Source organism: Oceanisphaera litoralis (assembly GCF_016907015.1).
In the GTDB taxonomy this organism is placed as follows: domain Bacteria; phylum Pseudomonadota; class Gammaproteobacteria; order Enterobacterales; family Aeromonadaceae; genus Oceanimonas; species Oceanimonas litoralis.
Genome location: NZ_JAFBBE010000001.1, coordinates 183,202 through 207,997, shown reverse-complemented (window position 1 = coordinate 207,997; position 24,796 = coordinate 183,202). Strand labels below are relative to the sequence as shown.

Sequence of the window (24,796 nt, the reverse complement as noted above, 5' to 3'; positions counted from 1 at the left end):
GGCTTTTTATTTTGTGGGAACCAGTCATTATGCTGTTATCAAGTGCGTCCAGAAGCCTGGATTTATCTTCCCCCCGTATCATGGGGATCCTCAACCTGACGCCGGACTCTTTTTCGGACGGCGGCCGCTTTGTGGGCAGAGACGCCGCCTTGCGCCATGCTCTGCAGATGGTCGAAGACGGTGCGACTTTGATTGACGTGGGTGGCGAGTCGACCCGGCCCGGATCTGCTGCGGTGCCAGAGCAACAGGAATTGGATCGGGTCATACCGGTGCTGGAGCTGTTGCGCCGGGAGCTGGATTGCTGGATATCCATCGATACCAACAAGGCGGTGGTGATGCAGGAGTCGGTCAAGGCCGGCGCGGATCTGATCAACGATATTTGTGCCCTGCGCGAGCCGGGTGCCTTGCAGGCCGCGGCCGACAGTGGTGCCGCCGTCTGTCTGATGCACATGCAGGGCCAACCCAGAACCATGCAGCAGGCACCGGATTATCGGGATGTGACGCTCGAGGTGGCGGATTTTCTGCGGCAACGGCTGTTAGCCTGTGATGAAGTGGGCATCCCCCGTGAGCGCATCTGCCTGGATCCCGGCTATGGCTTCGGCAAGCGACTCGAACACAATTATGAGCTGCTGGGCAAGGTCGGCGCCCTGCATGCGCTGGGCCTGCCGTTGCTGGTGGGTATGTCGCGCAAGTCGATGCTGGGGCAGTTGCTGGATCGCCCGGTCGAGCAACGTCTGGCCGGCGGCCTGGCGGCGCATTTGTTTGCGCTGAGTCAGGGCGCGCAGATACTGCGAGTGCATGATGTAAAAGAAATGGCTGATGCCATGCGGGTATGGCAACAAGCAGCGGCATATCAGGGATAAACAACAGGGATAAACATCAGGGATAATTGAATGAGTAGAAAATATTTTGGCACCGACGGCATTCGTGGACGAGTAGGGGACTACCCCATCACCCCGGAATTCGTGATGAAGCTGGGTTGGGCCGCCGGCAAGGTGCTGTCTCGCACCGGCACCAAGAAGGTACTGATTGGCAAGGATACGCGCATATCCGGCTATATGCTGGAGTCGGCATTGGAAGCGGGCCTGTCTGCGGCCGGTATTCAGGCGGCGCTGCTTGGTCCCATGCCGACCCCGGCCATTGCCTACCTGACCCGTACCTTCAGGGCCGAGGCCGGTATCGTGATCAGTGCTTCCCACAATCCTTATTACGACAACGGCATCAAGTTCTTTTCCCATGACGGTACCAAGTTGCCGGATGATGTCGAGCAGGCCATCGAGGCCATGCTTGATCAGCCGATGGACTGCGTGGCCTCCGAGTTGCTGGGCAAGGCCAGCCGCATCAACGATGCGGCCGGACGATACATCGAGTTCTGCAAGAGCACCTTTCCCTCCGAGATGCATCTGGATGGCCTGACCATAGTGCTCGATTGCGCTCACGGTGCCACCTATCACATAGCGCCGGCGGTATTTGAAGAGCTGGGTGCCAGGGTGATCCGCACTGGTGGCGAGCCGAACGGCATCAACATCAACGACAAGGTCGGCTCGACCGCACCGGCGGCACTGGTGGCCGCCGTGCAGGAGCATGGCGCCAATCTGGGCATTGCCTTCGACGGTGATGGCGACCGCCTGGCGATGGTGGATCATACCGGCGCCTTGCTCGACGGTGATCAACTGCTGTACGTCATGGCACGAGATGCCCATCGCCGAGGCACCCTGAATGGTGGCGTGGTGGGCACCCTGATGAGTAACATGGCGCTCGAGCTGGCCCTGTCACGTCTGGAAATCCCCTTTGTTCGCGCCAAGGTGGGTGACCGCTATGTGATGGAGCTGCTCAAGGAGCATGGCTGGAAGCTGGGGGGAGAGAACTCGGGCCACATCATCAGCCTGGATCACAACAGCACGGGTGACGGTATCGTCGCGGCGCTGCAGATCCTGCGTGCCATGGTGGATGAGGGGCGCAGCCTGCATGAATTGGGCAAAGAGCTGGTGCTCTATCCCCAGGTACTGATCAATGTGCGCTTTCAGGCGGGTACGGACCCACTGGCCGACAGCGAAGTACAGCAGCGTGTTGCCGCCGCGGAAGAAGAGCTGGCCGGCGCGGGTCGGGTCTTGTTGCGCAAGTCCGGCACCGAGCCGCTGATCCGGGTGATGGTCGAGGGCGCCGAGCCGGAGCAGGTACAGCGTCTGGCCCAATATATTGCCGATGCCATACCGGCTGCGCCGGAGCTTTAACGGCTTCGCCGGAGCTTTAACGGCTTCGCCGTAGCTATAAGCTGTTAGCCTGTCTCTTAGTCACAAGTCTGTCAGTCCGTAAAATAGGCTCAGAGGCAACTGGGTAGCCTCTTCCGACACGCTAAACCGTATCCCTGCGACGCTCAGCACATGACGTCCTGTCATGTGATGGTCGGCTGAGGCTATCCCAGTCACCTCTTTTTAGGCGCCGAGTCGTCGGTGAGCACCACTGACAGACCACTCCGCTGCCAACGGGAGGGCAAAGGGTGTCTGCTCAACCGACCATCCGCGCCAAGGATGGCGCGGTTTGAGCCCCCAGGGAGGGGTTTACGGCGTGTCGGCTGAGCAGTGCGCCTTGCCTGATGACATCATTAAGATCAACAAAAACTTGTGACTAAGTGACAGGCTGTCAGCGATCAACTGCCTGAGTTGTTTGAAAGTCCAGCATGCGGGTCATGAGTTACGGATGCTGCACCAACACTGAAAATACCGCCGGGTTGCTGACAGCTTATGGCTTTTAGCTGAAGAAAACGGTTGTACAATCATCATTTTGCCGTCTTTTTATTCACTTGAGGCTGTTTTTTAAAATTGCGCTTGTATCCCGCCAAGGGTGTGGCTAGTATTAGCCCCGCTCCGGACAGCAGTCTGATGCGGGGCTCAGACGTCAAGCAAAGGTAAGGCTGATGTACGAAATTCTTTTAGTGGTGTATCTGCTTATCGCACTGACTTTGATTGGTCTGGTGCTGATTCAGCAAGGGAAGGGCGCCGACATGGGTGCTTCCTTCGGAGCAGGTGCGTCCAATACGGTTTTTGGCTCCAGTGGGTCCGGTAATTTCCTGACCAAGGCGACAACGCTACTGGCAGCAGGCTTCTTTGTGGTGAGTCTGGTTCTGGGTAATTTATCCAGTAACGTGACCAAGCAGGGAAGTGAATGGGAAGATCTTTCTGTACCTCAGGTAGAAGAAAGTGTTATCCCGGGTGATGTTCCTGCCGTAAACGGTAGCGACGTTCCCGAATAAAGGTTTTTGCCGAGGTGGTGGAATTGGTAGACACGCTATCTTGAGGGGGTAGTGCCTGTATGGGCGTGCGGGTTCAAGTCCCGCTCTCGGCACCAAGTCATAGTTAAGTTGAGATTCAAGCTCGAATTAACTATACTCTCGCACGGTTCGGACGCGGGGTGGAGCAGTCTGGTAGCTCGTCGGGCTCATAACCCGAAGGTCGTCGGTTCAAATCCGGCCCCCGCAACCAATCCTCACGTTTATTGCACATTATTTAATGGTAAGTGCGGTAAATGGTCGCTGCGAGGCGACAGTCAGGGTCCAGGTGAATAGCCCCGATTTGAAGATCGGGGCTTTTTGTTATCTGCACTTCAGCGCCGGTATCATCGGTGCACATTCACTGGGCTGCGAGCCCTTTTTTTGTTTTCGGAGGGGTAGCTTTGGCTACATTGGAACAACGATTGACCGAGATGCTGTCAGAGCCCGTAGAGGCTCTGGGCTTTGAATTGCTGGGGCTCGAATTTGTACGCGCCGGCCGGCATTCGACCTTACGTTTGTACATCGACCATGAAAACGGTATTGAAGTAACCGATTGTGCCGAAGTCAGTCGGCAGGTCAGTGCCGTGCTCGATGTGGAAGATCCCATTTCTACCGAATATGATCTGGAGGTGTCTTCTCCGGGTATGGCTCGCCCCCTGTTCAAGCCGGCTCATTATCAGGCCCTTATCGGTCAGCAGGTAGAATTGTCCCTGCGCATGGCGGTGAACAATCATCGTAAACTGACCGGGCTTCTGGTGTCGGTAGACGACACCATGATCAGGGTGGAAGTGAACGGAACCGAGTTTCCCATCGCTTTCGCCAATATCCAAAAAGCGCATCTGGTTCCGAACTTTGACTAACGAGGCAGTCGGACATGAATAAAGAAATATTGCTGGTTGTTGATGCCGTTTCTAACGAAAAGGCCGTGCCTCGCGAAAAGATTTTCGAGGCACTGGAAACCGCCCTGGCTACGGCCACCAAGAAAAAATACGAAGGCGAGATCGCGGTGCGGGTCGAAATCGATCGCAAGAGCGGCAATTTCGAGACCTTCCGTCGCTGGCAGGTAGTGGAAAATCAGGAAGCCCTGACCAACCCCTATGGCGAAATTACCCTGGAAGCGGCACAGATCGACGAGCCGGATATCCAGGTTGGCGATTATGTGGAAGACGAGATTGATTCGGTCACCTTCGACCGCATCACCACCCAGACCGCCAAACAGGTTATCGTACAGAAAGTACGTGAAGCCGAGCGGATGCAGGTGGTGGAGCAGTTCCAGGATCAGGAAGGCGAAATCATTACCGGTGTGGTCAAGAAGGCGACCCGGGATAACGTGATTCTGGACCTGGGCAGCAACGCCGAGGCGGTGATCTTCCGTGAAGACCTGCTGCCACGGGAATCGTTCCGTTCCGGTGACCGTATTCGCGGTTTGCTGTATGCGGTTCGCCCCGAAGCCCGTGGCGCCCAGTTGTTCGTCAGCCGCAGTCATCCGGACTTTCTGAAAGAACTGTTCCGTATCGAAGTGCCGGAAATCGGTGAAGAAATCATCGAGATCATGGCTGCCGCCCGGGATCCGGGCAGCCGTGCCAAGATTGCGGTCAAGACCAACGACCGCCGCATCGACCCCATCGGGGCCTGTGTCGGCATGCGTGGCGCCCGGGTACAGGCCGTCTCCGGCGAGCTCAGCGGTGAGCGGGTCGATATCGTGCTGTGGGACGACAACCCCGCCCAGTTCGTGATCAACGCCATGGCACCGGCGGACGTGGCCTCTATCATCGTCGATGAAGATGCCCATTCCATGGACATCGCGGTGGAGTCCGGCAACCTGGCTCAGGCCATCGGCCGAAACGGTCAGAACGTACGTCTGGCGGCTCAGTTGACCGGCTGGGAACTGAACGTGATGACGGTAGAAGATTTGCAGAGCAAGCATCAGGTAGAAAGCGACAAGATCATGAATCTGTTTGTCCAGGACCTGGACATCGACGAAGATTTCGCCGCCTTGCTGATGGAAGAAGGCTTTTCTTCCCTGGAAGAAATTGCCTATGTGCCGGTCAGCGAGCTGTTGAGCGTCGAAGGCCTGGATGAAGAGATGGTGGAGGTGTTGCGTAATAGAGCCAAGGATGCCCTGACCACTCGGGCCCTGGCACAGGAAGAATCATTCGAAGGGGTGGAGCCGGCAGAAGATCTGCTCGCACTGCCCTCCATGACCCGGGAGCTGGCGTATTCGCTTGCCGCCCGTGGTGTTGCGGATCTGGAAGAATTGGCAGAGCAGGGCATTGACGATCTTGAAGGAATTGAAGGTCTGAATGAAACCCTGGCAGGGGAGCTGATCATGGCGGCCCGGAATATCTGCTGGTTCGGAGACCAGAACGAAGAATAAGATCAGCGGAGGTAAATGAATGGCAGAAGTTACAGTAACGCAGCTTGCCAGCGACATCGATACATCGGTTGACCGTCTTGTCCAGCAGTTTCGCGAAGCCGGCATGGAGAAATCCAGTGCCGACACCGTATCGGAAACCGAAAAGGCCGCCTTGCTGACGTTTTTAAAGAAACAGCATGGCGCCGACGATAAAGAGCCCAAGCGGATGACGCTGCAGCGCAAGAGCATCAGCACCCTGAGTGTGCCGGTGGTCGGCGGCAAGAGCAAAGCCGTACAGGTCGAGGTGCGCAAGAAGCGCACCTACGTAAGACGTGACACGCTGGAAGAGCAGCAGCGTCAACAGGAAGCAGAAGAGCAGGCGCGTCTGGAAGCAGAGGCACAGGCCCGGCGTGAGGCCGAAGAGCAAGCCAAGCGTGAAGCCGAAGACAAGGCCAAGCGTGAGGCGCAAGAACAAGCCAAGCGTGACGCGGAAGAAAAAGCCCGCCAGGCTCAGCTGCAAGCTCAGAACACCACAGAGCAGGGGGCAAGCAAGCCCCGAAGCAAAGAGCAGAAAAAGGCGGATGATATGGCGAAGAGCGAAGCAGAAAAATTGAAGCAACAGCGTGAGCAGGAAGCCTTGCGCAAGGCCGAGCTGGACGCCCAGAAAAAGGCCGAAGAAGTACGCAAGCTGGCAGAAGAAAATGAAAAACGCTGGGCAGAAGAAGCCGCAGCGAAGAAGCCGGAAGATGCGGATTACCATGTCATGACCAACGAGCATGCCAAGGCCGCCGAAGACGAAGCCGACAAGACCGAAGAGCAGAAAGCGCGTCGTAGCACCGGTGGCAAGAAGCGCAAGGGTGGCAAAACCAAGGAAGATCGCGAAAATCGCGAAAGCCGCAATGAACGCCTGAGAAAAGGCAAGCGCGCCAAGGTGATGACGCCCAACTCGATGAAGCATGGCTTCCAGAAGCCGGCGCAGGCGGTTAACCGCGATGTCGAGATCGGTGAGACCATCAGCGTGGCCGAACTGGCCAACAAGATGGCCGTCAAGGGTGCCGCCGTCGTCAAGACCATGATGAAGATGGGCGCCATGGTGACCATCAACCAGGTGATCGATCAGGAAACCGCCCAGCTGGTGGCGGAAGAGATGGGCCACAAGGTGATTCTGCGTCGTGAAAACGAACTGGAGCAGAAGGTACTGTCGGACCGGGATACCGATGCCGAACGTCAGACCCGTGCCCCCGTGGTGACCATCATGGGTCACGTCGACCACGGCAAGACCTCGACCCTGGATTATATCCGTCGGGCCAAGGTGGCCGCCGGCGAAGCCGGTGGTATTACCCAGCACATCGGTGCCTATCACGTCGAAACCGACAACGGCATGATCACCTTCCTGGATACCCCGGGTCACGCGGCCTTTACCTCCATGCGTGCCCGTGGTGCCAGCGCGACCGATATCGTTATTCTGGTGGTGGCGGCGGACGACGGCGTCATGCCGCAGACCGTTGAAGCCATTCAGCACGCCAAGGCCGCCGGCGTTCCCCTGATTGTTGCAGTCAACAAGATGGACAAGCCGGAAGCGGATATCGACCGGGTCAAGAGCGAACTGTCTCAGCACGGCGTCATGTCGGAAGACTGGGGCGGCGAAAACATGTTCGCCTTTATCTCGGCCAAAACCGGTCAGGGCATCGACGAGCTGCTTGAAGCCATTTTGCTGCAGGCGGAAGTACTGGAGCTGAAAGCCATATACGACGGCATGGCGTCCGGTGTGGTCATCGAATCCCGTCTCGACAAGGGACGTGGTCCGGTTGCTACCGTACTGGTACAGGAAGGTACCCTCAACCAGGGTGATATCGTGCTCTGTGGTCTGGAATATGGCCGTGTTCGTGCCATGAAGGACGAGCTGGGTCGCGAAATCAAGACCGCCGGTCCGTCCATTCCGGTTGAAATTCTGGGTCTGTCCGGCGTGCCGGCAGCCGGTGATGAAGCCACAGTGGTACGTGACGAGAAGAAGGCCCGTGAAGTGGCACTCTATCGTCAGGGCAAGTTCCGCGAAGTGAAACTGGCGCGTCAGCAGAAAGCCAAGTTGGAGAACATGTTCGCCAACATGACCGAAGGCGAAGTGGCCGAAGTCAACCTGGTACTGAAGGCAGACGTTCAGGGCTCCATCGAGGCGATTTCCGAGTCGTTGCAGAAGCTGTCCACCGACGAAGTCAAGGTCAAGATCATCGGCTCCGGTGTGGGTGGTATCACCGAAACCGACGCCAGCCTGGCTGCCGCCTCCAACGCCATCATAGTGGGCTTCAACGTGCGTGCCGATGCCTCTGCCCGCAAGATGATCGAGTCGGAAGAAATAGACCTGCGTTACTACAGCGTCATCTATGAGCTGCTGGACGAAGTCAAGCAGGCCATGACCGGCATGCTGGCTCCCGAGTTCAAGCAGGAAATCATCGGTCTGGCCCAGGTGCGTGACGTGTTCCGTTCACCCAAGTTTGGCGCCGTGGCCGGTTGTATGGTCACCGAAGGTAACGTCAAGCGCAGCAACCCGATCCGGGTATTGCGTGACAACGTGGTCATTTACGAAGGCGAGCTGGAATCTCTGCGTCGCTTCAAGGACGATGTGCAGGAAGTGCGTAACGGCATGGAATGTGGTATCGCCGTGAAGAACTACAATGATGTACGAGTGGGCGACCAGATAGAAGTCTTCCAAATCGTGGAAGTACAGCGCACCCTGTAAGGGCGGCTTGTACCAGGAACCCCGGTTTCAGCACTGATATATAAATGGGGGCCTTTGGCCCCCTTTGTCTTGGAAAGAGAATTATGGCCAGAGAATTCAGCCGATCCCGCCGGGTAGGCCAGGAATTGCAAAAAGAAATTGCGATGATCCTGCAGCGGGAAATCAAAGACGATCGCCTCAAATTGGTGACGGTATCCGGGGTCGAGTTGTCTCGGGATCTGAACTACGCCAAGGTGTTCGTTACCTTTTTGGAAAACGATCCGGAAAAGATCGAGCAGGGCATGAAGGTACTGAAAGACGCCAGCGGCTTTATTCGCAGCCTGGTGGGTAAAGCCATGCGTCTGCGGGTGACGCCCGAATTGCGGTTTGCCTACGATCAGAGTCTGGTGGAAGGTGTGCGAATTTCTACCCTGGTTTCCAGCACCATTGCCGAAGACAATCGCCGGATACAGAAAAGCGGTCGCAGCGAAGCCGATCAAGACCAGGATCAAGATCAAGAGAAGAAGGACTGAAGATGGGGCGTCAGCGTCGATTTCGTGGCCGTGAGGTAGACGGCATTCTGTTGCTGGACAAGCCTGCCGGCATTACCTCCAACGATGCCCTGCAACAGGTCAAGCGTATTTATGCCGCCGCCAAGGCGGGGCACACCGGTGCGCTGGACCCGTTGGCCACCGGCATGTTGCCGATTTGCCTGGGCGAGGCGACCAAGTTTTCCCAGTTTTTGCTGGAAGCGGACAAGCGCTATCGGGTGGTCGCCAAGCTGGGCGAGCGCACCGACACCAGCGATGCGGACGGCGAAGTGGTCGAGACCCGGCCGGTCAAGGTGGCCCCGGGTGACCTGATCGAGGCACTGGATCGCTTTCGCGGCCAGAGCCAGCAAATCCCGTCCATGTATTCGGCGCTCAAGTATCAGGGCAAGCCCCTGTACCAGTATGCCCGTGAAGGCATCGAAGTACCGCGGGAATCCCGACCCATCACCGTCTATGAGCTTACGCTCATTCGCTTTGAAGGGGATGAAGTCGAGCTGGAAGTGCATTGCAGCAAGGGCACCTATATCCGGACCATCGTCGATGATCTGGGCGAAGTGCTGGGCTGTGGCGCACACGTGACCGTGCTGCGTCGGCTGGCAGTGGCGGGCTACCCGAGCGACCGCATGCTGACCCTGGAGCAGCTGGAGTGTATTCTCGAAAACTGCCGGACGCAGGAAATAGCGCCTCGGCTGGAGCTGGATCCGCTGCTGTTGCCGATGGACACCGCCGTTTCCACCCTGCCGGAAGTGAACATGTCCGAGCTGGTGGCCGGTTACATCAATCAGGGGCAGGCGGTGCAGGTTTCCGGCGCGCCGCTGGAAGGGTTTGTCCGCATGACCATGGGCGACCAGCACCAGTTTATCGGCGTCGGTGAAATCGACGACGACGGCAAGGTGGCCCCCAAGCGGCTGGTGCGCTGAAACGCCTGACGTTGCCGGCAGCAACGGGCCTGATCAGGGCCGTTGCTGCCGGCGGCATTTTCTGGTTGCCAACATCGGCTTAACTGGTAGAATGCGCAGCTCGCTTTCCGGCTGAATTAGTGATCGGCTGGAAAAAACATTCATCTCTTTGGAGTAATAAGATGTCACTAAATGCTGAAACCAAAGCCCAGATCGTTGCCGACTTTGCCCGTGCCGAAGGCGACACCGGTTCACCTGAAGTTCAGGTTGCCCTGCTGAGCGCCCAGATCAACCACCTGCAAGGTCACTTCAAGCAGCACATCCACGACCACCACAGCCGTCGTGGTCTGCTGCGCATGGTATCCCAGCGTCGTAGCCTGCTGGACTACCTGAAGCGTAAAGACGTTGTGCGTTACAGTGCACTGATCGCCAAACTGGGTCTGCGTCGTTAATCGACTCATCCGGTTCAAGAAAAAGGGGCTTAGGCCCCTTTTTTGTTGCCTGATTTTCGCCTCACTCCTCACTTTTCCCTGCCCGTTTTCCCTTGCGATTCTGTCCTTTAAACGGGAATCAAGTATACTGGGCCGGTAAATTAAAAGACCAAACATATTAAGGAATCGACAACGTGAATCCTATCGTGAAAACCTTCCAGTATGGCCAGCATACTGTCACCCTCGAAACCGGCGTCATAGCACGTCAGGCGAATGGTGCCGTCATGGCCAGCATTGATGATACCGCCGTTCTGGTAACGGTCGTTGGCAAGCGCGAAGCCGATGAAAGCAAAGACTTTTTTCCGCTGACCGTGAACTATCAGGAGCGGACCTACGCTGCCGGCCGCATTCCGGGCAGCTTTTTCAAGCGTGAAGGCCGCCCGACGGAAGGTGAAACTCTGACCTCGCGACTGATTGACCGTCCGATCCGTCCCTTGTTTCCCGAAGGATTCAAAAACGAAGTACAGGTGATTGCGACCGTGGTTTCGGTCAACCCCGATATCGCGCCCGACATCATCGCCATGCTGGGTACCTCGGCCGCTCTGGCCATTTCCGGCATTCCGTTTGCCGGTCCTATCGGTGCCGCTCGTGTCGGTTACATGAATGGCGAGTACGTGCTGAACCCGAGCATCAGCGAGCTGGAAAACAGCGAGCTGGATCTGGTGGTTGCCGGTACCGCGAACGCAGTACTGATGGTGGAGTCGGAAGCGAATATTCTGCCCGAAGAAGTCATGCTGGGCGCCGTGGTTTACGGTCATGAGCAATTGAACACCGCCGTTCAGGCCATCAATGAATTTGCCGCCGAAGTGGGCACCCAGCCCTGGGACTGGCAGCCGAAGGCCGAAAACGAGAGCCTGAAAGCCCAGGTGGCCGAACTGGCGACCACCGAGCTGGGCGAAGCCTATCGCATCACCGACAAGAGCGCTCGTCGTGACGCCATTGGCGCCATCAAGGCCAGGGTATTGTCGGCCGTGCTGGCCACTCACCCGGAGCAGGGTATCAAGGAAGTGCAGGAACAGCTGGGCAAGCTGGAGAAGCAGATTGTACGTGGCCGCGTGGTACGCGGTGAGCCCCGTATCGATGGCCGTGAACCCGACATGATTCGCGCCCTGAATGTGGCCACCGGTCTGCTGCCGCGTACTCACGGCTCAGCCCTGTTCACCCGGGGTGAAACCCAGGCCCTGGTGGCCGCGACGCTGGGCACCGAGCGTGACGCCCAGCTGATTGACGAGCTGACCGGCGCCCGCACCAACCGCTTCATGCTGCACTACAACTTCCCTCCCTACTGTGTGGGCGAAACCGGCATGGTCGGCAGCCCCAAGCGTCGTGAAATCGGTCACGGTCGCCTGGCCAAGCGCGGCGTTGCCGCCGTGATGCCGAGTGCGGACGTATTCCCTTATACCGTGCGTGTGGTATCCGAGATCACCGAGTCCAATGGTTCTTCTTCCATGGCTTCCGTGTGTGGTACTTCATTGGCGCTGATGGACGCGGGTGTGCCGATCAAGGCGTCCGTGGCCGGTATCGCCATGGGTCTGGTAAAAGAAGACGCCGGCTTTGTGGTCCTGTCCGACATCCTGGGTGACGAAGATCACCTGGGTGACATGGACTTTAAAGTGGCCGGCACCACTCAGGGCATTACCGCCCTGCAGATGGACATCAAGATTGAAGGCATCACCAAGGAAATCATGGAAGTGGCGCTGAAACAGGCGCGCAACGCTCGTCTGCATATCCTGAAGGTGATGGATGAGGCGATGCAGGCACCGCGTGCCGAGATCTCCGATTTCGCGCCTCGTATCCACATCATCAAGATCAACCCCGAGAAGATCCGTGATGTGATCGGTAAAGGCGGCGCCACCATCCGTGCCCTGACCGAAGAAACCGGAACCACCATAGAGCTGGACGACGACGGCACCGTCAAGATTGCTGCCGTGGACGGCGAGGCCGCCAAGCTGGCCATTCGCCGCATCGAGCAGCTGACCGCAGAAGTGGAAGCCGGTACCATCTACGAAGGCCAGGTCGTGCGTCTGGCCGACTTCGGTGCCTTCGTGAACATTCTGCCCGGCAAGGATGGTCTGGTACATATTTCCCAGATCACCGAAGAGCGGGTCAAGAACGTGTCCGATCACCTGACCGTGGGCGACATGGTCAAGGTCAAGGTACTGGAAGTGGATCGTCAGGGCCGTATTCGTCTGTCCATCAAGGAAACGAAGGAGCCGGCAGTCGCCGAAGCTCCCGCTGCCGAAGCAGCCAAGGTTGAAGAAGCCCAGGTTGAAAAAGCCAAGGTCGAAGAAGCCAAGGTCGAAGCGGCACCGGCCGACAAGGCCGAGTAACGGCAGCCATGGCCTGACAGGCCAAGGCACAAATAGAAAAAGCCGGGACGAGAGTCCCGGCTTTTTTCGTATGTCAGGCGCTATCGAAACTTTAGGCAGTCAGCGGCCTGGCATCAGGCTGATGGCTGTCTTGTTGCGTGTCCAGGTGCCGCAGCAGTATGCCAAAGCCGGCGTCTACCGATTCGGGTAGCGGCAGCCAGACCACATGACCGCTGCCGGGGGCGACTTCGATGGCCTCACCCTTGCGGTTTTTCAGCTGTGCGAGGGTGAAGGTCAGATTCCCCTTTGGTGTCATCAGTTCCAGCCGGTTACCGACGACAAACTTGTTCTTCACCGCCACCTCTACCCAGTCACCATTGCGGGCGGTGATTTCGCCCACGAACTGCTGGCGGGTGGAGACCGAATAACCGGTGTTGTAATTCTGATAGTCGCTGTGGGCATGGCGCTTGAGAAAACCCTCCGTGTAGCCACGGTGGGCCAGGTTTTCCAGGGTGTTCATCAGGGAGGCGTCGAAGGGCTTGCCTGCCACCGCATCGTCGATGGCCTTGCGATACACCTGGGCGGTGCGTGCCACGTAATAGAACGACTTGGTGCGACCTTCAATTTTCAGTGAGTGCACCCCCATTTGGGTCAGTCGCTCCACATACTGCACCGCCCGCAGATCCTTGGAGTTCATGATGTAGGTGCCATGTTCGTCTTCATAGGCGGGCATGTACTCGCCGGGGCGATTGCTTTCTTCCAGCAGCACCGGCTGATCGTATGGGGCACCGGCACCCAGGGTGGGTTCGACCTGTTGCACCTGCTCTACCGGCTGCACCAGAATAGGCTCCTGCTTGTGCACTATCTGGCCGGCATCGTCTTCCCTGGCGTCGTGTACCTTGTATTCCCAGCGGCAGGCGTTGGTACAGGTACCCTGATTGGGATCGCGCTTGTTGATGTAGCCGGACAGCAGGCAGCGGCCGGAATAGGCCATGCACAGGGCGCCGTGTACGAAGACTTCCAGCTCGACGGTGGGGCAGTGGGCGCGAATGTCTTCAATCTCTTCCAGCGACAGCTCGCGCGACAGTATGACCCGTTCGATACCGTAGTCCTGCCAGAACTTGACCGAGGCCCAGTTGACGGCGTTGGCCTGCACCGACAGGTGGATGGGCATGTGGGGAAAGTGCTCGCGCACCAGCATGATCAGTCCCGGATCGGACATAATGAGCGCATCCGGACCCATTTCCACCACCGGTTTCATATCGCGCAGAAAGGTTTTCAGCTTGGCGTTGTGGGGCTGAATATTGACCACCACATAGAACTTCTTGCCCAGGGCGTGGGCTTCGTCGATGCCAATCTTGAGGTTTTCGTGATTGAACTCGTTATTGCGTACCCGCAGCGAATAGCGGGGCTGGCCGGCGTAGACCGCATCGGCGCCATAGGCGAAGGCGTAGCGCATATTCTTGAGGGTGCCGGCGGGGGAGAGCAATTCGGGTTTGAACGATTCAGTGGTCAACAGTTCTGTGGTCAACATGGGATCTCGTCTGATGTCAGGTCAGAGGGCCGCCACCTGATGGCGGCCGGGGTCGCTATTTTACGCTCTCGGGCTCCCGATTTCGAGCAGAGACAAACAACCGGGCCCGGGCCCGGTTGTTTGTGGTCACGGCGACGGCGGCCAGCCACATGGTGCTGCCAGATTGTTATCTGGAGATATGGGCGATCAGATCCAGCACCTTGTGGGAATAACCCACTTCGTTGTCGTACCAGGCCACCAGCTTGACGAAGTTGTCGTTGAGGGCGATGCCGGCGGAAGCATCGAACACACAGGTACAGGTTTCGCCAAGGAAGTCGGTCGAGACCACGGCATCTTCGGTGTAACCGATAATGCCCTTCAGTTCACCTGCGGCCGCCGCCTTGAGGGTGGCGCAGATAGCCTCGTAACTGGCCGGTTTTTCCAACCGTACCGTCAGATCCACCACCGACACGTTGGGGGTGGGTACCCGGAAGGCCATGCCGGTGAGTTTACCGTTCAGCTCGGGGATCACCTTGCCGACCGCCTTGGCGGCACCGGTGGCGGAAGGGATGATGTTCTGGCCGGCCCCGCGGCCACCACGCCAGTCTTTATGTGAGGGGCCGTCGACGGTGTTCTGGGTGGCAGTGGTGGAATGTACCGTGGTCATCAGCCCTTCGGCGATACCGAAGCTATCGTTGATCACCTTGGCCAGCGGGGCCAGGCAGTTGGTGGTACAGGAGGCATTGGAGACGATATCTTCACCGCCATAGCGGTGGTGGTTGACGCCCATCACGAACATGGGGGTGCTGTCTTTTGACGGCCCCGTCATCACCACTTTTTTGGCGCCGGCCTGAATATGCTTGCGTGCGGTTGCATCGGTCATGAAGATACCGGTGGCTTCGGCCACGACATCCACGTCGAGCTCGCCCCAGTTGAGGGCCGCGGGATCGCGTTCGGCGGTGATCCGGATAAGGTTGCCGTTAACGAGCAGATGGTTGCCTTCCACCGCTACATCGCCCTTGAAGCGACCGTGGGTAGAGTCGTACTTCAGCATATAGGCCATATAGTCCACGTCTTGCAGATCGTTGATGGCAACGACCTGCATATCGTTACGCTCACAGGCGGCGCGAAACATCAGTCGACCAATACGTCCGAAACCGTTGATAGCTACCTTTATCGTCATAAATTCACCCGATGTATAGAGGATTAAATGGTGGAATTAAACTTTATGGTTATAAAATTACAAAAAATAACCGATCCGTCAATCGTTAACTCGTTTTTAATTGCAATTTACCAATATATTTTGAAATTTTATTTCTTTTTTGGTGGTTGTGGCCATCGGGGACTGAAGCGGAACCGGTACGGCCCTCAGAAGAACGAAAGCAACGAGGGGATCAGCTCCGGCTATAAGACCCGGTTGCCAGCTGATGGATGATGGTGTCGACCTCCTGTTGCATTTGCTGTTGCTGAGCCTTGTTGAAGCGGGCATAGGTGTCTATACGCTCCATATTCAGCGTGGCCGAGTGATCCAGGCGGCTCAGCACCCGGCTCCAGATCCAGACATCGCGATAGCGCCGCTCTCGAATATAGAGCGTCAGCAGGTTGGCGATAATATCGGTATCGACAGTGGCCTCGGCCTCATAAAGACTCAGAGCGCGGTGCAGCGCCCGCATTGCAGCCGGGCCATCACGAATAATGAGCAATTCGGCCAGGGCATTCTGCAGGTCGGGTTGCTGCATCTCGGGCATGTCGGCCTGTTTGATGAAACGGGCCTTGGCCAGCCTGTCTCCCCTGTGTTGCCAGTGCCAGAGCAGCAGGTAAGGGTAATCGGAATCCAGGGTCTGCTGTTCCAACTGTGTCAGAGCGGCCTTGGCCTTGATCACGGCTTCCAGCTTGTCGTTTTTACGTTCTTTGCGTTTGGTGTATTCAATGCTCAGCAGCGGATCCAGGCAATCGTGGTAGCGTTTGATATTGACCATCAGTGCATAATGATTGGCATCATCCGGTGTACCGGCCTGCTGGTGTCGCGCCCTGATGAGACTCGATCGTTCGAGGTTGCACCAGCTGTCCTTATGCAGCTCGGTACAGAATTGCGGGCTTGTTTCACAGATGGTTTGGATGCGATCTTGCTCACAAGCTGCCAAAAAGAGCGGTGCAGTGAGTACCAAGAAAGCGGTTTTGGTATCCATTTGAATATCTCATTACCTGCCTTAGTCTGGTAATCATACCCCCTATCCACTAAAATGGGCGCACTTAAATAGAGCTGATGCGGCGTGGTTTTTGCCCGCTTCAATACTAGTGACAGTTACCTGACATAAAAGGATTCGGTCGATGACCCACGAAAGTTACCTTTCCGCCTGGCAGCAAAGCCAGGAGCTGGCAGAGTCCATGCAGCCCCTGATCGGCAAGCTGTATCGCAACCAGGGGGTGGAAATTTACGTCCATGCGCGCCCCCTGTTGAATGCCTCTACCATTGAGATTATCAAGGCTCATCGTGTGGTGAGTCGCCATGAAGGGAAGGCCCTGCTGGTCAGCCAGAGCTATCCGGTGCTGAAAGCACTGGGCAAGCTGGATCTGACACCGGCCAGTATCGATTTGGGTAAACTGGCCGTCAGTTACTGGAAAGACTACCAGGACGAATCCGGTCTGGACGATTTTCTGCGCAGTGAGCTGGCTTCGGCCCTGAACACCACTCATGACAACAAGCCGACCGACGTGGTGCTGTACGGCTTTGGCCGCATCGGCCGCTTGCTGGCGCGGCTGCTGATCGAGCGCTCCGGTGGCAATCATGGCCTGCGTCTGCGTGGCATAGTGGTACGTGGCTCGGTTGACGATCTGGAAAAGCGCGCCAGCCTGCTGCGTCGTGATTCCGTGCATGGTCCTTTCAACGGCTCTATCGAAGTCGACGCCGAAAACCACGCCATTATCGCCAATGGCACCTATATTCAGGTAATTTACGCCAATAGCCCGGAAGACATCGATTATACCCGGTACGGTATCGACGATGCGTTGATCGTTGATAACACCGGTATCTGGCGCGATGAAGCTGGCCTGGGTCTGCACCTCAAGGCCAAGGGCGTCGCCAAGGTGCTGCTGACCGCGCCGGGTAAAGGCGACATCAAGAACATCGTCTTCGGTGTCAACGACAACATGATACTGCCGGAAGACCGCATCATGTCGGCGGCGTCCTGTACTACCAACGCCATAACTCCGGTGCTGAAGGCGGTGAACGATGCTTACGGTGTGAAAAATGGTCACGTGGAAACCGTGCATTCCTACACCAATGATCAGAACCTGATTGATAACTTCCACAAGGGCGATCGCCGTGGTCGCAGTGCCGCACTGAACATGGTACTGACCAGCACCGGCGCCGCCTCTGCCGTGGCCAAGGCACTGCCGGAGCTCAAGGGCAAGCTGACCGGTAACGCCATCCGGGTGCCGACGCCGAACGTCTCCATGGCGGTGATCAACCTGAATCTGGATAAAGCCACCACCGCCGATGAGCTGAACGAGTACCTGCTCAAGGTGTCACTGGACTCACCGCTGCACAACCAGATCGACTTCAGCACCAGTAGCGAGCTGGTGTCCACCGACATGGTTGGCTCTCGCTTCGCCGGTATCGTCGACTCTCTGGCCACCATCGCCGAAGGCGATCGGGCCGTGCTCTACGTCTGGTATGACAACGAGTTCGGTTACAGCTGCCAGGTGGTACGCGTAATGCAGAAAATGGCCGGCATCGAGCTGATGGATCTGCCCGCCTGAGGGCGGGTACAGACTGATACCGGCAACGATATAGGCAAACAGTGCCGTAACAGTGGGAAGGGGCGGCCATGGGCTGCCCCTTATTGTTTTCACGGCGATAATATCCGTACTGCGCCAGAGGAGAAAGTGTCATGTCATCTTTGCAACAAGCGATCAAACATATGCCCGAAGAGGTGTATCGGAAGCTGAGGACTGCGGTCGAGCTCGGCAAGTGGCCGGACGGCTCGGTGCTGACCCCCGAGCAAAAGGAAAGCAGTATGCAGGCGGTGCTGCTTTGGCAGGCGATGCACAATGACAATCCCGAGCATATGACCATCGGCAAGGGGGGCGAGCTGGTGATGAAAAGCAAGTCCGAGCTGCGCCGCCAGTTCCGCGATGAAGCCGAGATCACCCGCCAGAAGCTGAATTAACCGGTGTTGTGAAGGGAGAGGGGAGTAAAATCACACCTCACTCCTCACTCCTCACTCCTCACTCCTCACTCCTCACTCCTCACTCCTCACTCCTCACTCCTCACTCCTCACTCCTCACTCCTCACTTTTCTCCCTCCCCGAATTTTTACTTGTACAAACTTGATCTAATTGTACAACTACGTCTATCTTTTAAGGCATGGTTGTACAAAAAGGAAAGGTATGTACAAGTTTGCTCCAGAGGTGATCCGCGTCGGCATCAGCGGTTGTCTGACCGGACAAGCGGTGCGCTTCGACGGTGGCCACAAGCGTTCCGATTTCTGTACCGAAGAGCTGGCCAATTTCGTGGAATTTGTTCCCCTGTGTCCGGAGATAGCCATCGGCCTGGCCACGCCCCGACCCAGCATTCGGCTGATCAATCAAGGCGGCGAGATACTGGCGCAAACGGCGAAGGGCGAAGACGTCACTGCTGCCCTGCGCGCTTACGGCCAGAAGATGGCGGCGCAGTTTGATGGGCTCAGTGGCTATATCCTCTGTGCCAAATCGCCCAGCTGCGGTATGGAACGGGTACGGGTTTACCATGGCAATGCCAATGGCAAGGGCAAGGGAAAGGGCAATGCCAAGGAAGGCACCGGTATCTATGCCGCCGAGCTGATGCGGGCGCAGCCTTTATTGCCGCTGGAAGAAGACGGCCGGCTCAACGATGCGGTGCTGCGGGAAAACTTCGTGACCCGGGTCTTTGCCCTGCATGACTGGCAGTGTCTGCGTCACGAAGGAATAACCGCCGCCCGGCTCATCGCCTTTCACAGCCGTTACAAGTATCTGCTGATGGCGCATCATAGAGACAGCTACCTGCGATTGGGCAAGCTGCTGTCCGACTTGTCTGTCGATCTCGAGCCCAAGGCGAATGCCTATATCGAAGGCATGATGCAGGCGCTGAGCAATAACGCCAGTCGCACCAGCCATACCAATGTGCTGCAACATTTGCAGGGCTATTTCAAGCAGGAACTCAGTTCCCGCCAGCGCCAGGAGTTGACTCGCACCATTCATCAATACCGGGAAGGCATATTGCCCTTGCTGGCGCCCATTACCCTGCTGCGCCATTACCTGGCAGAGTACCCCAACGACTATCTGCACCAGCAGGTCTATCTCAATCCTCATCCGGAGGCATTGCGACTGCGTTATGGCATCTGAGCCCAAATATCCGATTCGGGACGTGTCCCGCCTGACCGGTATCAATCCGGTCACCCTGCGCGCCTGGCAACGTCGTTATGGCCTGTTGAAGCCGGCCCGTACCGATAAAGGCCATCGGCTGTATTCCGAGGACGATATCGCCCTGATCCGCCAGATACTGCATTGGCTGGATCAGGGCGTCAGCATCGGTCAGGTAAAAGGCCTCTTGGCCGAGCCCGCGCCTGTAGCCAGTGGCTCCCATTGGGAGCAGGCCCGGGAGCAACTGATGACAGCCGCGCAACAGCTTAACCTTGGCCGGCTGGAAGCCGAGCTGCTGGAGCTGACCAGTCTCTATCCGGCCGAGCTGGTGTTACGCCGGGTAATAGAGCCCTGGCTGCTGGCCCTGGCCCGTCTGCAGCGGCCGGATGCCCAGCTTATCGAACAGAGTGCCCTGTCATTGTTGAAGCGGCTGATGTACCAGCTGCTGACCATCAAAACCGGGCCCGTGATAGCGGTAGCACGAGTCGGTCAGGTGAGAGAACAGCAGGCGATACTGTCCCAGTATGAATTGCAGGGGCTGGAATGCCGCAGCCTGGATCTGGGCGTGCTCGATCCCTTGACCTTGCCGCTGGCGGAGGGAAGACTCAAATTTGACGTCCTGGTGGTGATACTGGGGGCGGGCCTGAGTCAGAGCTGGTTCAACGACATGGACTCTGTCTTTCCGCGGGACTGCTTTTTTATCGGTGAACTGGGTACGCTTTATCGGCAGCAAGGCTGGTTGAACCGGCCTTTTGCCGTCACGGCCAGCGAGATTGCGAGGAATCATAATGCGTCATTTGGTCTGGTTCAGAACTGATTTTCGGGTAGCGGATAACCCCGCCCTGTATGACGCTGCCGCCGACGGCGCCGAGGTGACCGCTGTGTATGTCGACTGCCCGGGGCAATGGCAGGACCATGGAAAATCGGCCATGCAGCGTGATTTTCTTTCCCGCAACCTGCAGGCACTGAACGAGCAGCTGGCACAGCTGGGGATTGCATTGACGGTGCTGACCGCAGATCGTTTTGTCGAGGTGCCGGCCCTGCTGGCCGAGTGGGTGGAAGCGCGCGGTTTCGATGCCCTTTACGCCAATCGGGAAATCGGCATCGATGAGCGTCGGCGCGACAAGGCGGTGCAGCAGACACTGACGATGCCCTGTCGCGTGTATAACGGCGACTGCGTGGTCGATCACGGTAGCCTGACAACCCGCAGTGGCGACATGTACAAGGTGTTTACCCCCTTCGCCAAAAGCTGGCTGGCCCGGGTAGGCGCCAGCGGTTATCGGTTGTTGCCGGCGCCGGCGGCGCTGGGGGAGCCGCTGTCTTGCGAGCCCCTGAGTCTGAGTGGCGAGCGGGTATCGAGTGAGGCCTGGCCGGCGGGAGAGGCCGCCGCCGCCCAACGACTGACGCAATTCTGCCAGCGGTCGCTGCGCGACTATGGCGAGCGACGGGATTTTCCGGCCGAGGACGGCACCAGCAGCCTGTCGCCTTATCTGGCGCTTGGCATTCTGTCCCCCAACCAGTGTCTGGCGGCCATCGAGGCCGAGCTGGAACAACTGCCGTTCAGCCGTGGCGAGCCGGGCTTTGTCTGGCTCAATGAGCTGATCTGGCGGGATTTTTATCGCCATCTGCTGGTGGCCTTTCCGCGGCTGTCGATGGGGCGGGCCTTCAAGCCCGATACCGAAGCACTGCAATGGAGCCGGGACGACGACGGATTTCGGGCCTGGTGTGCGGGGCAGACCGGTTACCCCATCGTCGATGCGGCCATGCGCTGCCTGAAGCAGACCGGCTGGATGCATAACCGGCTGCGGATGATAGTGGCCAGCTTTCTGACCAAGGATCTGCACATCGACTGGCGCCGGGGCGAAGCCTGGTTCATGGCGCGCCTGATCGATGGCGAGCTGGCGGCCAACAACGGCGGCTGGCAATGGGCCGCCGGCACCGGCGCCGATGCCGCACCCTACTTCCGGGTATTCAATCCCACCACTCAGGGCGAGCGCTTCGACGCAGAGGGCGACTTCATCCGCCGCTGGCTGCCGGAGCTGGCCGAGGTGCCGGCCAGGGTGATTCATGCGCCGCACGACTGGATGGATACGCATCAGCCGGGACACAGCTACCCCAAACCGATGGTCGATCATGCCAGAGCCCGGTTGCATGCCATTGCCATGTTCGATGCCCTGAAAGACCGGGAGGCGGTATGAGCCCGGCGCTGGCGGTGTTCTGCCGGGAATACCAGCGATTGTCGGCTGATCATCTCGAAGTGCTGCGCGATATCTATGCCCCCGACATCTGCTTCAGCGATCCGGCTCATCATATTCAGGGCATAGCGGCCTTGTTGTCTTATTTCGAAGGCCTTTTCAGCCGGCTAACCCGCTGTCGCTTCAACATCGAACAGGTGATGGAGCAGGGCGACGAAGCCTTTGTACGCTGGCAGATGTGCTTTTCCCATCCTCGTCTGAATGGCGGCAAGGAAGTACGGGTGCCCGGCGTCAGCCATCTGCGTTTCGCCGAGCAGGTGTATGAGCACACCGATTATTTCGACATGGGCGCCATGCTGTACGAGCAGTTACCGCTGCTGGGTGGCGTTATCCGGGCATTGAAACGGAGGCTTGACCAATGAAACGGGTACTGATTACCGGAGCCAACTCGGGCATAGGGCTGCAACTGGCCCGGGATTATCACCGCGATGGCTGGCAACTGGTGGCCTGCGGCCGCCACCGGGAAAAGCTGGAGCAGGCGCTGGCGGGCATCGACGGTGAGCTCTGTGTGTTCGACATGCTGCAACCCGAGTCGATACAGCAGGCGGCGAGCGAGCTGTCGCCGCTGGATCTGGTGATCCTCAACGCGGGCAATTGCGAATACATCGACGATGCCGGCCGGTTTGATGCCGAACTCTTCGCCCGGGTGATCAATACCAACCTGATCGGCACCGCCAACTGCCTGGCGGCAATGATACCGAGGATAAAACGGGGCGGGCGGATAGCGGTGGTCAGTTCTTCGGTGACCTTTCTGCCGTTGACCCGGGCCGAGGCCTATGGTGCCTCCAAGGCCGGGCTGGATTATCTGACCCGCACCCTGGCTATCGATCTGGCGCCGCATCATATCGCGGTCAGCCTGATCCGGCCCGGCTTCGTTGACACCCCGCTGACCCGCAAAAACGATTTTCCCATGCCCGGCCGGGTGTCACCGGAGCAGGCCAGTGCGGCCATTCGCAAGGGACTCGCCAAAGGCAAATCCGAGATCAGTTTTCCCTTTGGCTTCATCACGGTATTGCGCCTGCTCTCCTGGTTGCCCCATTGGCTCTGGACCCGGCTGGCGCGGCGCACGGTAAGGAATGACCAATGAGCAGCATTGCCGTGATTGGCAGTGGCATCTCCGGCCTGACCAGCGCCTGGCTGCTGAGCGGGCAGCACGAAATCAGCCTGTTTGAAGCCAACGACTATCTCGGTGGTCATACCGCCACCGTCGATGTGCAGCTGGGTGGCATATCACGGGCGATCGACACCGGCTTCATCGTGTTCAATGACAGAACCTATCCGAATTTTCAGCGGCTGCTGGCGCGCATCGGCGTAGGAGCCCGGGCCACCGAGATGAGCTTCAGTGTGCATCAGGCCAAGACCGGGCTTGAATACAAGGGTCATACCCTGGGCTCCATGTTTGCCCAGCGGACCAACCTGTGGCGACCGCGTTTCTACGGCTTTCTGGCCGAAATAGTGCGCTTCAATTTGCTGTGCAAGAAAATGATCAAGGACGGCACCCTGAGTGATAGCGAAACCCTGGGCGACTTTCTGGACTGCTACGGCTTTACCGACTGCTTCAGCGGACATTACATATTGCCGATGGTGGCGGCCATCTGGTCCTCGTCGCTGGCCGACAGCCGGGAGCTTCCGCTGGCCTTCTTTCTGCGCTTTTTCAATCATCACGGCCTGCTCAATCTGGTGAACCGCCCCCAGTGGTATGTGGTGCAGGGCGGCTCGCGCAGCTATATACCGGCGCTGACCGCACCGCTCGGGGACATACGGCTCAAGACGCCGGTGCTGTCCGTGCGTCGTCATTCGGCCGGGGTAAGTATCGAAACCGCCGATGGGGTCGAGCATTTCGACGAGGTGATTTTCGCCTGCCATTCGGATCAGGCGCTGAGATTGCTGGGGGATGCTTCCGAAGCCGAGCGGCAGGTGCTGGGCGGGCTGGCGTATCGCGATAACGAGGTAGTGTTGCATACCGACATCCGGCTGCTGCCGCGTGAGCCAAGGGCCTGGGCCAGCTGGAACTACTGGCTGGACGGCGGCGAGGATGCCCTGCCGGCGGTCACCTACAACATGAACATACTGCAGGGTCTGGACGCGCAAGAGACCTTCTGTGTCACCCTCAATCGCAGTCACGCCATCGATCCGGACAGAATATTGCGTCGTTTCACCTATGCCCATCCGGTGTATAACCGCGAGGCCATCGACGCTCAGCACCGACGTGGCGAGATTTGCGGCCGGCAGCAGACTCACTTCTGTGGCGCCTACTGGTACAACGGTTTTCATGAAGACGGTGTCAGCAGTGCACTCGATGTCTGTGCCCGCTTCGGAGTCAGCCTATGAGGTTCCATAGCGCCATCTATCGAGGCCAGGTGCGCCACCGTCGTTATGCCCCCCGTGCGCATGGCTTCAGCTACGGCCTCTACATGCTGGCATTGGATCTGGACGAGGTAGAACAGTTGGCCGCCCAGAGCCGGTTATTCGCCTGCGAACGCTTTGCGCCCCTGAGCTTTCGCCGCAGCGATTATCTGGGCGATCCGGCCCTGCCGTTGAAAACGGCGGTACTGAAAGCAGTCGAGGGATTGGGTGGCGACACCGGCGAGCTGGATCGAGTATTGATGCTGGGGCAGGTGCGCTGCTTCGGGCTCTATTTCAGCCCGGTGAATCTGTTTTTCTGTTATCGCGGCGACCGGGCCCGTTACCTGCTGGCGGAGGTGCACAACACGCCCTGGAACCAGCGGCACTGTTACCTGGTGGATCTGGCGCAGACGACACCGACCGAAAAAGCGTTTCATGTCTCGCCCTTCATGAGCCTGGATATGCAGTATCACTGGCGGATAACACCACCGGCACTGCGTGCACTGGTGCACATCGAAAACCGGGATCCGGCGCTGTTGTTTGACGCCACCCTGAGTCTGCAACGGCACCCTTTTAATCGCACTGCGCTGAAAGCGGCCTTGCTGCAGTGGCCGATGATGACCCTGACCATAGTGCGCGGTATCTACTGGCAGGCGATACGGCTGTTTTTAAAACGCATTCCCTATCATTCACATTCTTGAAGGAAGC

22 protein-coding genes and 2 tRNA genes are annotated in these 24,796 nt (G+C 58.0%); 21 read left to right on the top strand and 3 right to left on the bottom strand.

Annotation, left to right across the window (positions count from 1 at the left end):
* Positions 1–29: 29 nt before the first annotated feature.
* The 12 genes from folP (at position 30) to pnp (ending at position 12,614) form a co-directional block, all read left to right on the top strand.
* Entirely contained in the window at positions 30–863 is an 834-nt protein-coding gene (gene folP, locus HNR62_RS00970) for a dihydropteroate synthase (protein ID WP_204794219.1), read from the top strand.
* Between the two features lie 30 nt (positions 864–893).
* Entirely contained in the window at positions 894–2,234 is a 1,341-nt protein-coding gene (gene glmM / locus HNR62_RS00965; protein ID WP_204794218.1) for a phosphoglucosamine mutase, read from the top strand.
* 683 nt (positions 2,235–2,917) lie between these two features.
* A complete protein-coding gene (gene secG / locus HNR62_RS00960; protein ID WP_204794217.1) occupies positions 2,918–3,253 on the top strand; it encodes a preprotein translocase subunit SecG in 336 nt (111 codons plus the stop codon).
* Between the two features lie 8 nt (positions 3,254–3,261).
* Positions 3,262–3,348: transfer RNA gene (locus tag HNR62_RS00955), tRNA-Leu, on the top strand.
* A gap of 57 nt (positions 3,349–3,405) precedes the next feature.
* A tRNA-Met gene (locus tag HNR62_RS00950) sits at positions 3,406–3,482 on the top strand.
* A gap of 190 nt (positions 3,483–3,672) precedes the next feature.
* The gene (rimP, locus tag HNR62_RS00945; RefSeq protein WP_204794216.1) at positions 3,673–4,131 is read left to right on the top strand and encodes a ribosome maturation factor RimP; all 459 of its coding nucleotides are present in this window, start codon (positions 3,673–3,675) and stop codon (positions 4,129–4,131) included.
* Positions 4,132–4,145: 14 nt separating this feature from the next.
* Positions 4,146–5,648 (top strand): transcription termination factor NusA, encoded by a 1,503-nt coding sequence (gene nusA / locus HNR62_RS00940; RefSeq protein ID WP_204794215.1) that lies wholly within the window; start codon positions 4,146–4,148, stop codon positions 5,646–5,648.
* Positions 5,649–5,667: 19 nt separating this feature from the next.
* Positions 5,668–8,364 (top strand): translation initiation factor IF-2, encoded by a 2,697-nt coding sequence (infB, locus tag HNR62_RS00935; protein ID WP_204794214.1) that lies wholly within the window; start codon positions 5,668–5,670, stop codon positions 8,362–8,364.
* An 83-nt stretch (positions 8,365–8,447) separates the two neighbouring features.
* On the top strand, positions 8,448–8,876 hold the full coding sequence (gene rbfA, locus HNR62_RS00930) for a 30S ribosome-binding factor RbfA (protein WP_204794213.1): 429 nt from the start codon (positions 8,448–8,450) through the stop codon (positions 8,874–8,876).
* A gap of 2 nt (positions 8,877–8,878) precedes the next feature.
* Positions 8,879–9,814: a tRNA pseudouridine(55) synthase TruB gene (truB, locus tag HNR62_RS00925; RefSeq protein WP_204794212.1), complete on the top strand. Its 936-nt coding sequence runs from the start codon at positions 8,879–8,881 to the stop codon at positions 9,812–9,814.
* A gap of 161 nt (positions 9,815–9,975) precedes the next feature.
* Positions 9,976–10,245 carry a 30S ribosomal protein S15 gene (gene rpsO, locus HNR62_RS00920; protein WP_204794211.1) on the top strand — a complete coding sequence of 90 codons (270 nt, stop codon included), beginning with the start codon at positions 9,976–9,978 and terminating at the stop codon, positions 10,243–10,245.
* Between the two features lie 173 nt (positions 10,246–10,418).
* Entirely contained in the window at positions 10,419–12,614 is a 2,196-nt protein-coding gene (pnp, locus tag HNR62_RS00915) for a polyribonucleotide nucleotidyltransferase (RefSeq protein ID WP_420827132.1), read from the top strand.
* Positions 12,615–12,705: 91 nt separating this feature from the next.
* Here the strand turns inward: pnp and trhP are convergent, their stop codons facing one another.
* From trhP to HNR62_RS00900, 3 genes are all read right to left on the bottom strand, one after another.
* Positions 12,706–14,127 carry a prephenate-dependent tRNA uridine(34) hydroxylase TrhP gene (gene trhP, locus HNR62_RS00910; protein WP_204794210.1) on the bottom strand — a complete coding sequence of 474 codons (1,422 nt, stop codon included), beginning with the start codon at positions 14,125–14,127 and terminating at the stop codon, positions 12,706–12,708.
* Positions 14,128–14,293: 166 nt separating this feature from the next.
* Positions 14,294–15,289, bottom strand: coding sequence for a type I glyceraldehyde-3-phosphate dehydrogenase (gap, locus tag HNR62_RS00905; RefSeq protein ID WP_204794209.1), 996 nt, complete (start codon positions 15,287–15,289; stop codon positions 14,294–14,296).
* Between the two features lie 211 nt (positions 15,290–15,500).
* Positions 15,501–16,295 carry a DUF2989 domain-containing protein gene (locus tag HNR62_RS00900; RefSeq protein WP_204794208.1) on the bottom strand — a complete coding sequence of 265 codons (795 nt, stop codon included), beginning with the start codon at positions 16,293–16,295 and terminating at the stop codon, positions 15,501–15,503.
* 142 nt (positions 16,296–16,437) lie between these two features.
* Here HNR62_RS00900 and HNR62_RS00895 point away from each other — a divergent pair, with 142 nt between their 5' ends.
* The 9 genes from HNR62_RS00895 to HNR62_RS00855 all read left to right on the top strand — a co-directional run bounded on the left by HNR62_RS00895 (position 16,438) and on the right by HNR62_RS00855 (position 24,789).
* Complete coding sequence (locus tag HNR62_RS00895; RefSeq protein ID WP_204794207.1) at positions 16,438–17,868, top strand: glyceraldehyde-3-phosphate dehydrogenase; 1,431 nt, start codon at positions 16,438–16,440, stop codon at positions 17,866–17,868.
* A 131-nt stretch (positions 17,869–17,999) separates the two neighbouring features.
* Positions 18,000–18,278 carry a YeaC family protein gene (locus HNR62_RS00890; protein WP_204794206.1) on the top strand — a complete coding sequence of 93 codons (279 nt, stop codon included), beginning with the start codon at positions 18,000–18,002 and terminating at the stop codon, positions 18,276–18,278.
* Between the two features lie 219 nt (positions 18,279–18,497).
* Positions 18,498–19,469: a YbgA family protein gene (locus tag HNR62_RS00885; protein WP_204794205.1), complete on the top strand. Its 972-nt coding sequence runs from the start codon at positions 18,498–18,500 to the stop codon at positions 19,467–19,469.
* Positions 19,459–20,304, top strand: a complete 846-nt coding sequence (locus tag HNR62_RS00880; RefSeq protein ID WP_204794204.1) for a MerR family transcriptional regulator — start codon at positions 19,459–19,461, stop codon at positions 20,302–20,304. Before HNR62_RS00885 ends, HNR62_RS00880 begins: the two co-directional genes overlap by 11 nt.
* On the top strand, positions 20,276–21,685 hold the full coding sequence (phrB, locus tag HNR62_RS00875; RefSeq protein WP_204794203.1) for a deoxyribodipyrimidine photo-lyase: 1,410 nt from the start codon (positions 20,276–20,278) through the stop codon (positions 21,683–21,685). Before HNR62_RS00880 ends, phrB begins: the two co-directional genes overlap by 29 nt.
* Positions 21,682–22,104, top strand: a complete 423-nt coding sequence (locus tag HNR62_RS00870; RefSeq protein ID WP_204794202.1) for a nuclear transport factor 2 family protein — start codon at positions 21,682–21,684, stop codon at positions 22,102–22,104. Before phrB ends, HNR62_RS00870 begins: the two co-directional genes overlap by 4 nt.
* Positions 22,101–22,829 (top strand): SDR family NAD(P)-dependent oxidoreductase, encoded by a 729-nt coding sequence (locus tag HNR62_RS00865; RefSeq protein WP_204794201.1) that lies wholly within the window; start codon positions 22,101–22,103, stop codon positions 22,827–22,829. Before HNR62_RS00870 ends, HNR62_RS00865 begins: the two co-directional genes overlap by 4 nt.
* Complete coding sequence (locus HNR62_RS00860) at positions 22,826–24,073, top strand: NAD(P)/FAD-dependent oxidoreductase (RefSeq protein ID WP_204794200.1); 1,248 nt, start codon at positions 22,826–22,828, stop codon at positions 24,071–24,073. Before HNR62_RS00865 ends, HNR62_RS00860 begins: the two co-directional genes overlap by 4 nt.
* Entirely contained in the window at positions 24,070–24,789 is a 720-nt protein-coding gene (locus HNR62_RS00855; RefSeq protein ID WP_204794199.1) for a DUF1365 domain-containing protein, read from the top strand. Before HNR62_RS00860 ends, HNR62_RS00855 begins: the two co-directional genes overlap by 4 nt.
* Positions 24,790–24,796: the final 7 nt, after the last annotated feature.

Excerpts from the sequence above, each read along its gene's own strand:
- folP (WP_204794219.1), top strand. The coding sequence starts at position 30 with ATGCTGTTATCAAGTGCGTCCAGAAGCCTGGATTTATCTTCCCCCCGT.
- glmM (WP_204794218.1), top strand. The coding sequence starts at position 894 with ATGAGTAGAAAATATTTTGGCACCGACGGCATTCGTGGACGAGTAGGG.
- secG (WP_204794217.1), top strand. The coding sequence starts at position 2,918 with ATGTACGAAATTCTTTTAGTGGTGTATCTGCTTATCGCACTGACTTTG.
- nusA (WP_204794215.1), top strand. The coding sequence starts at position 4,146 with ATGAATAAAGAAATATTGCTGGTTGTTGATGCCGTTTCTAACGAAAAG.
- infB (WP_204794214.1), top strand. The coding sequence starts at position 5,668 with ATGGCAGAAGTTACAGTAACGCAGCTTGCCAGCGACATCGATACATCG.
- rbfA (WP_204794213.1), top strand. The coding sequence starts at position 8,448 with ATGGCCAGAGAATTCAGCCGATCCCGCCGGGTAGGCCAGGAATTGCAA.
- truB (WP_204794212.1), top strand. The coding sequence starts at position 8,879 with ATGGGGCGTCAGCGTCGATTTCGTGGCCGTGAGGTAGACGGCATTCTG.
- rpsO (WP_204794211.1), top strand. The coding sequence starts at position 9,976 with ATGTCACTAAATGCTGAAACCAAAGCCCAGATCGTTGCCGACTTTGCC.
- trhP (WP_204794210.1), bottom strand. The coding sequence starts at position 14,127 with ATGTTGACCACAGAACTGTTGACCACTGAATCGTTCAAACCCGAATTG.
- gap (WP_204794209.1), bottom strand. The coding sequence starts at position 15,289 with ATGACGATAAAGGTAGCTATCAACGGTTTCGGACGTATTGGTCGACTG.
- HNR62_RS00900 (WP_204794208.1), bottom strand. The coding sequence starts at position 16,295 with ATGGATACCAAAACCGCTTTCTTGGTACTCACTGCACCGCTCTTTTTG.
- HNR62_RS00895 (WP_204794207.1), top strand. The coding sequence starts at position 16,438 with ATGACCCACGAAAGTTACCTTTCCGCCTGGCAGCAAAGCCAGGAGCTG.
- HNR62_RS00890 (WP_204794206.1), top strand. The coding sequence starts at position 18,000 with ATGTCATCTTTGCAACAAGCGATCAAACATATGCCCGAAGAGGTGTAT.
- HNR62_RS00885 (WP_204794205.1), top strand. The coding sequence starts at position 18,498 with ATGTACAAGTTTGCTCCAGAGGTGATCCGCGTCGGCATCAGCGGTTGT.
- HNR62_RS00880 (WP_204794204.1), top strand. The coding sequence starts at position 19,459 with ATGGCATCTGAGCCCAAATATCCGATTCGGGACGTGTCCCGCCTGACC.
- phrB (WP_204794203.1), top strand. The coding sequence starts at position 20,276 with ATGCGTCATTTGGTCTGGTTCAGAACTGATTTTCGGGTAGCGGATAAC.
- HNR62_RS00870 (WP_204794202.1), top strand. The coding sequence starts at position 21,682 with ATGAGCCCGGCGCTGGCGGTGTTCTGCCGGGAATACCAGCGATTGTCG.
- HNR62_RS00865 (WP_204794201.1), top strand. The coding sequence starts at position 22,101 with ATGAAACGGGTACTGATTACCGGAGCCAACTCGGGCATAGGGCTGCAA.
- HNR62_RS00860 (WP_204794200.1), top strand. The coding sequence starts at position 22,826 with ATGAGCAGCATTGCCGTGATTGGCAGTGGCATCTCCGGCCTGACCAGC.
- HNR62_RS00855 (WP_204794199.1), top strand. The coding sequence starts at position 24,070 with ATGAGGTTCCATAGCGCCATCTATCGAGGCCAGGTGCGCCACCGTCGT.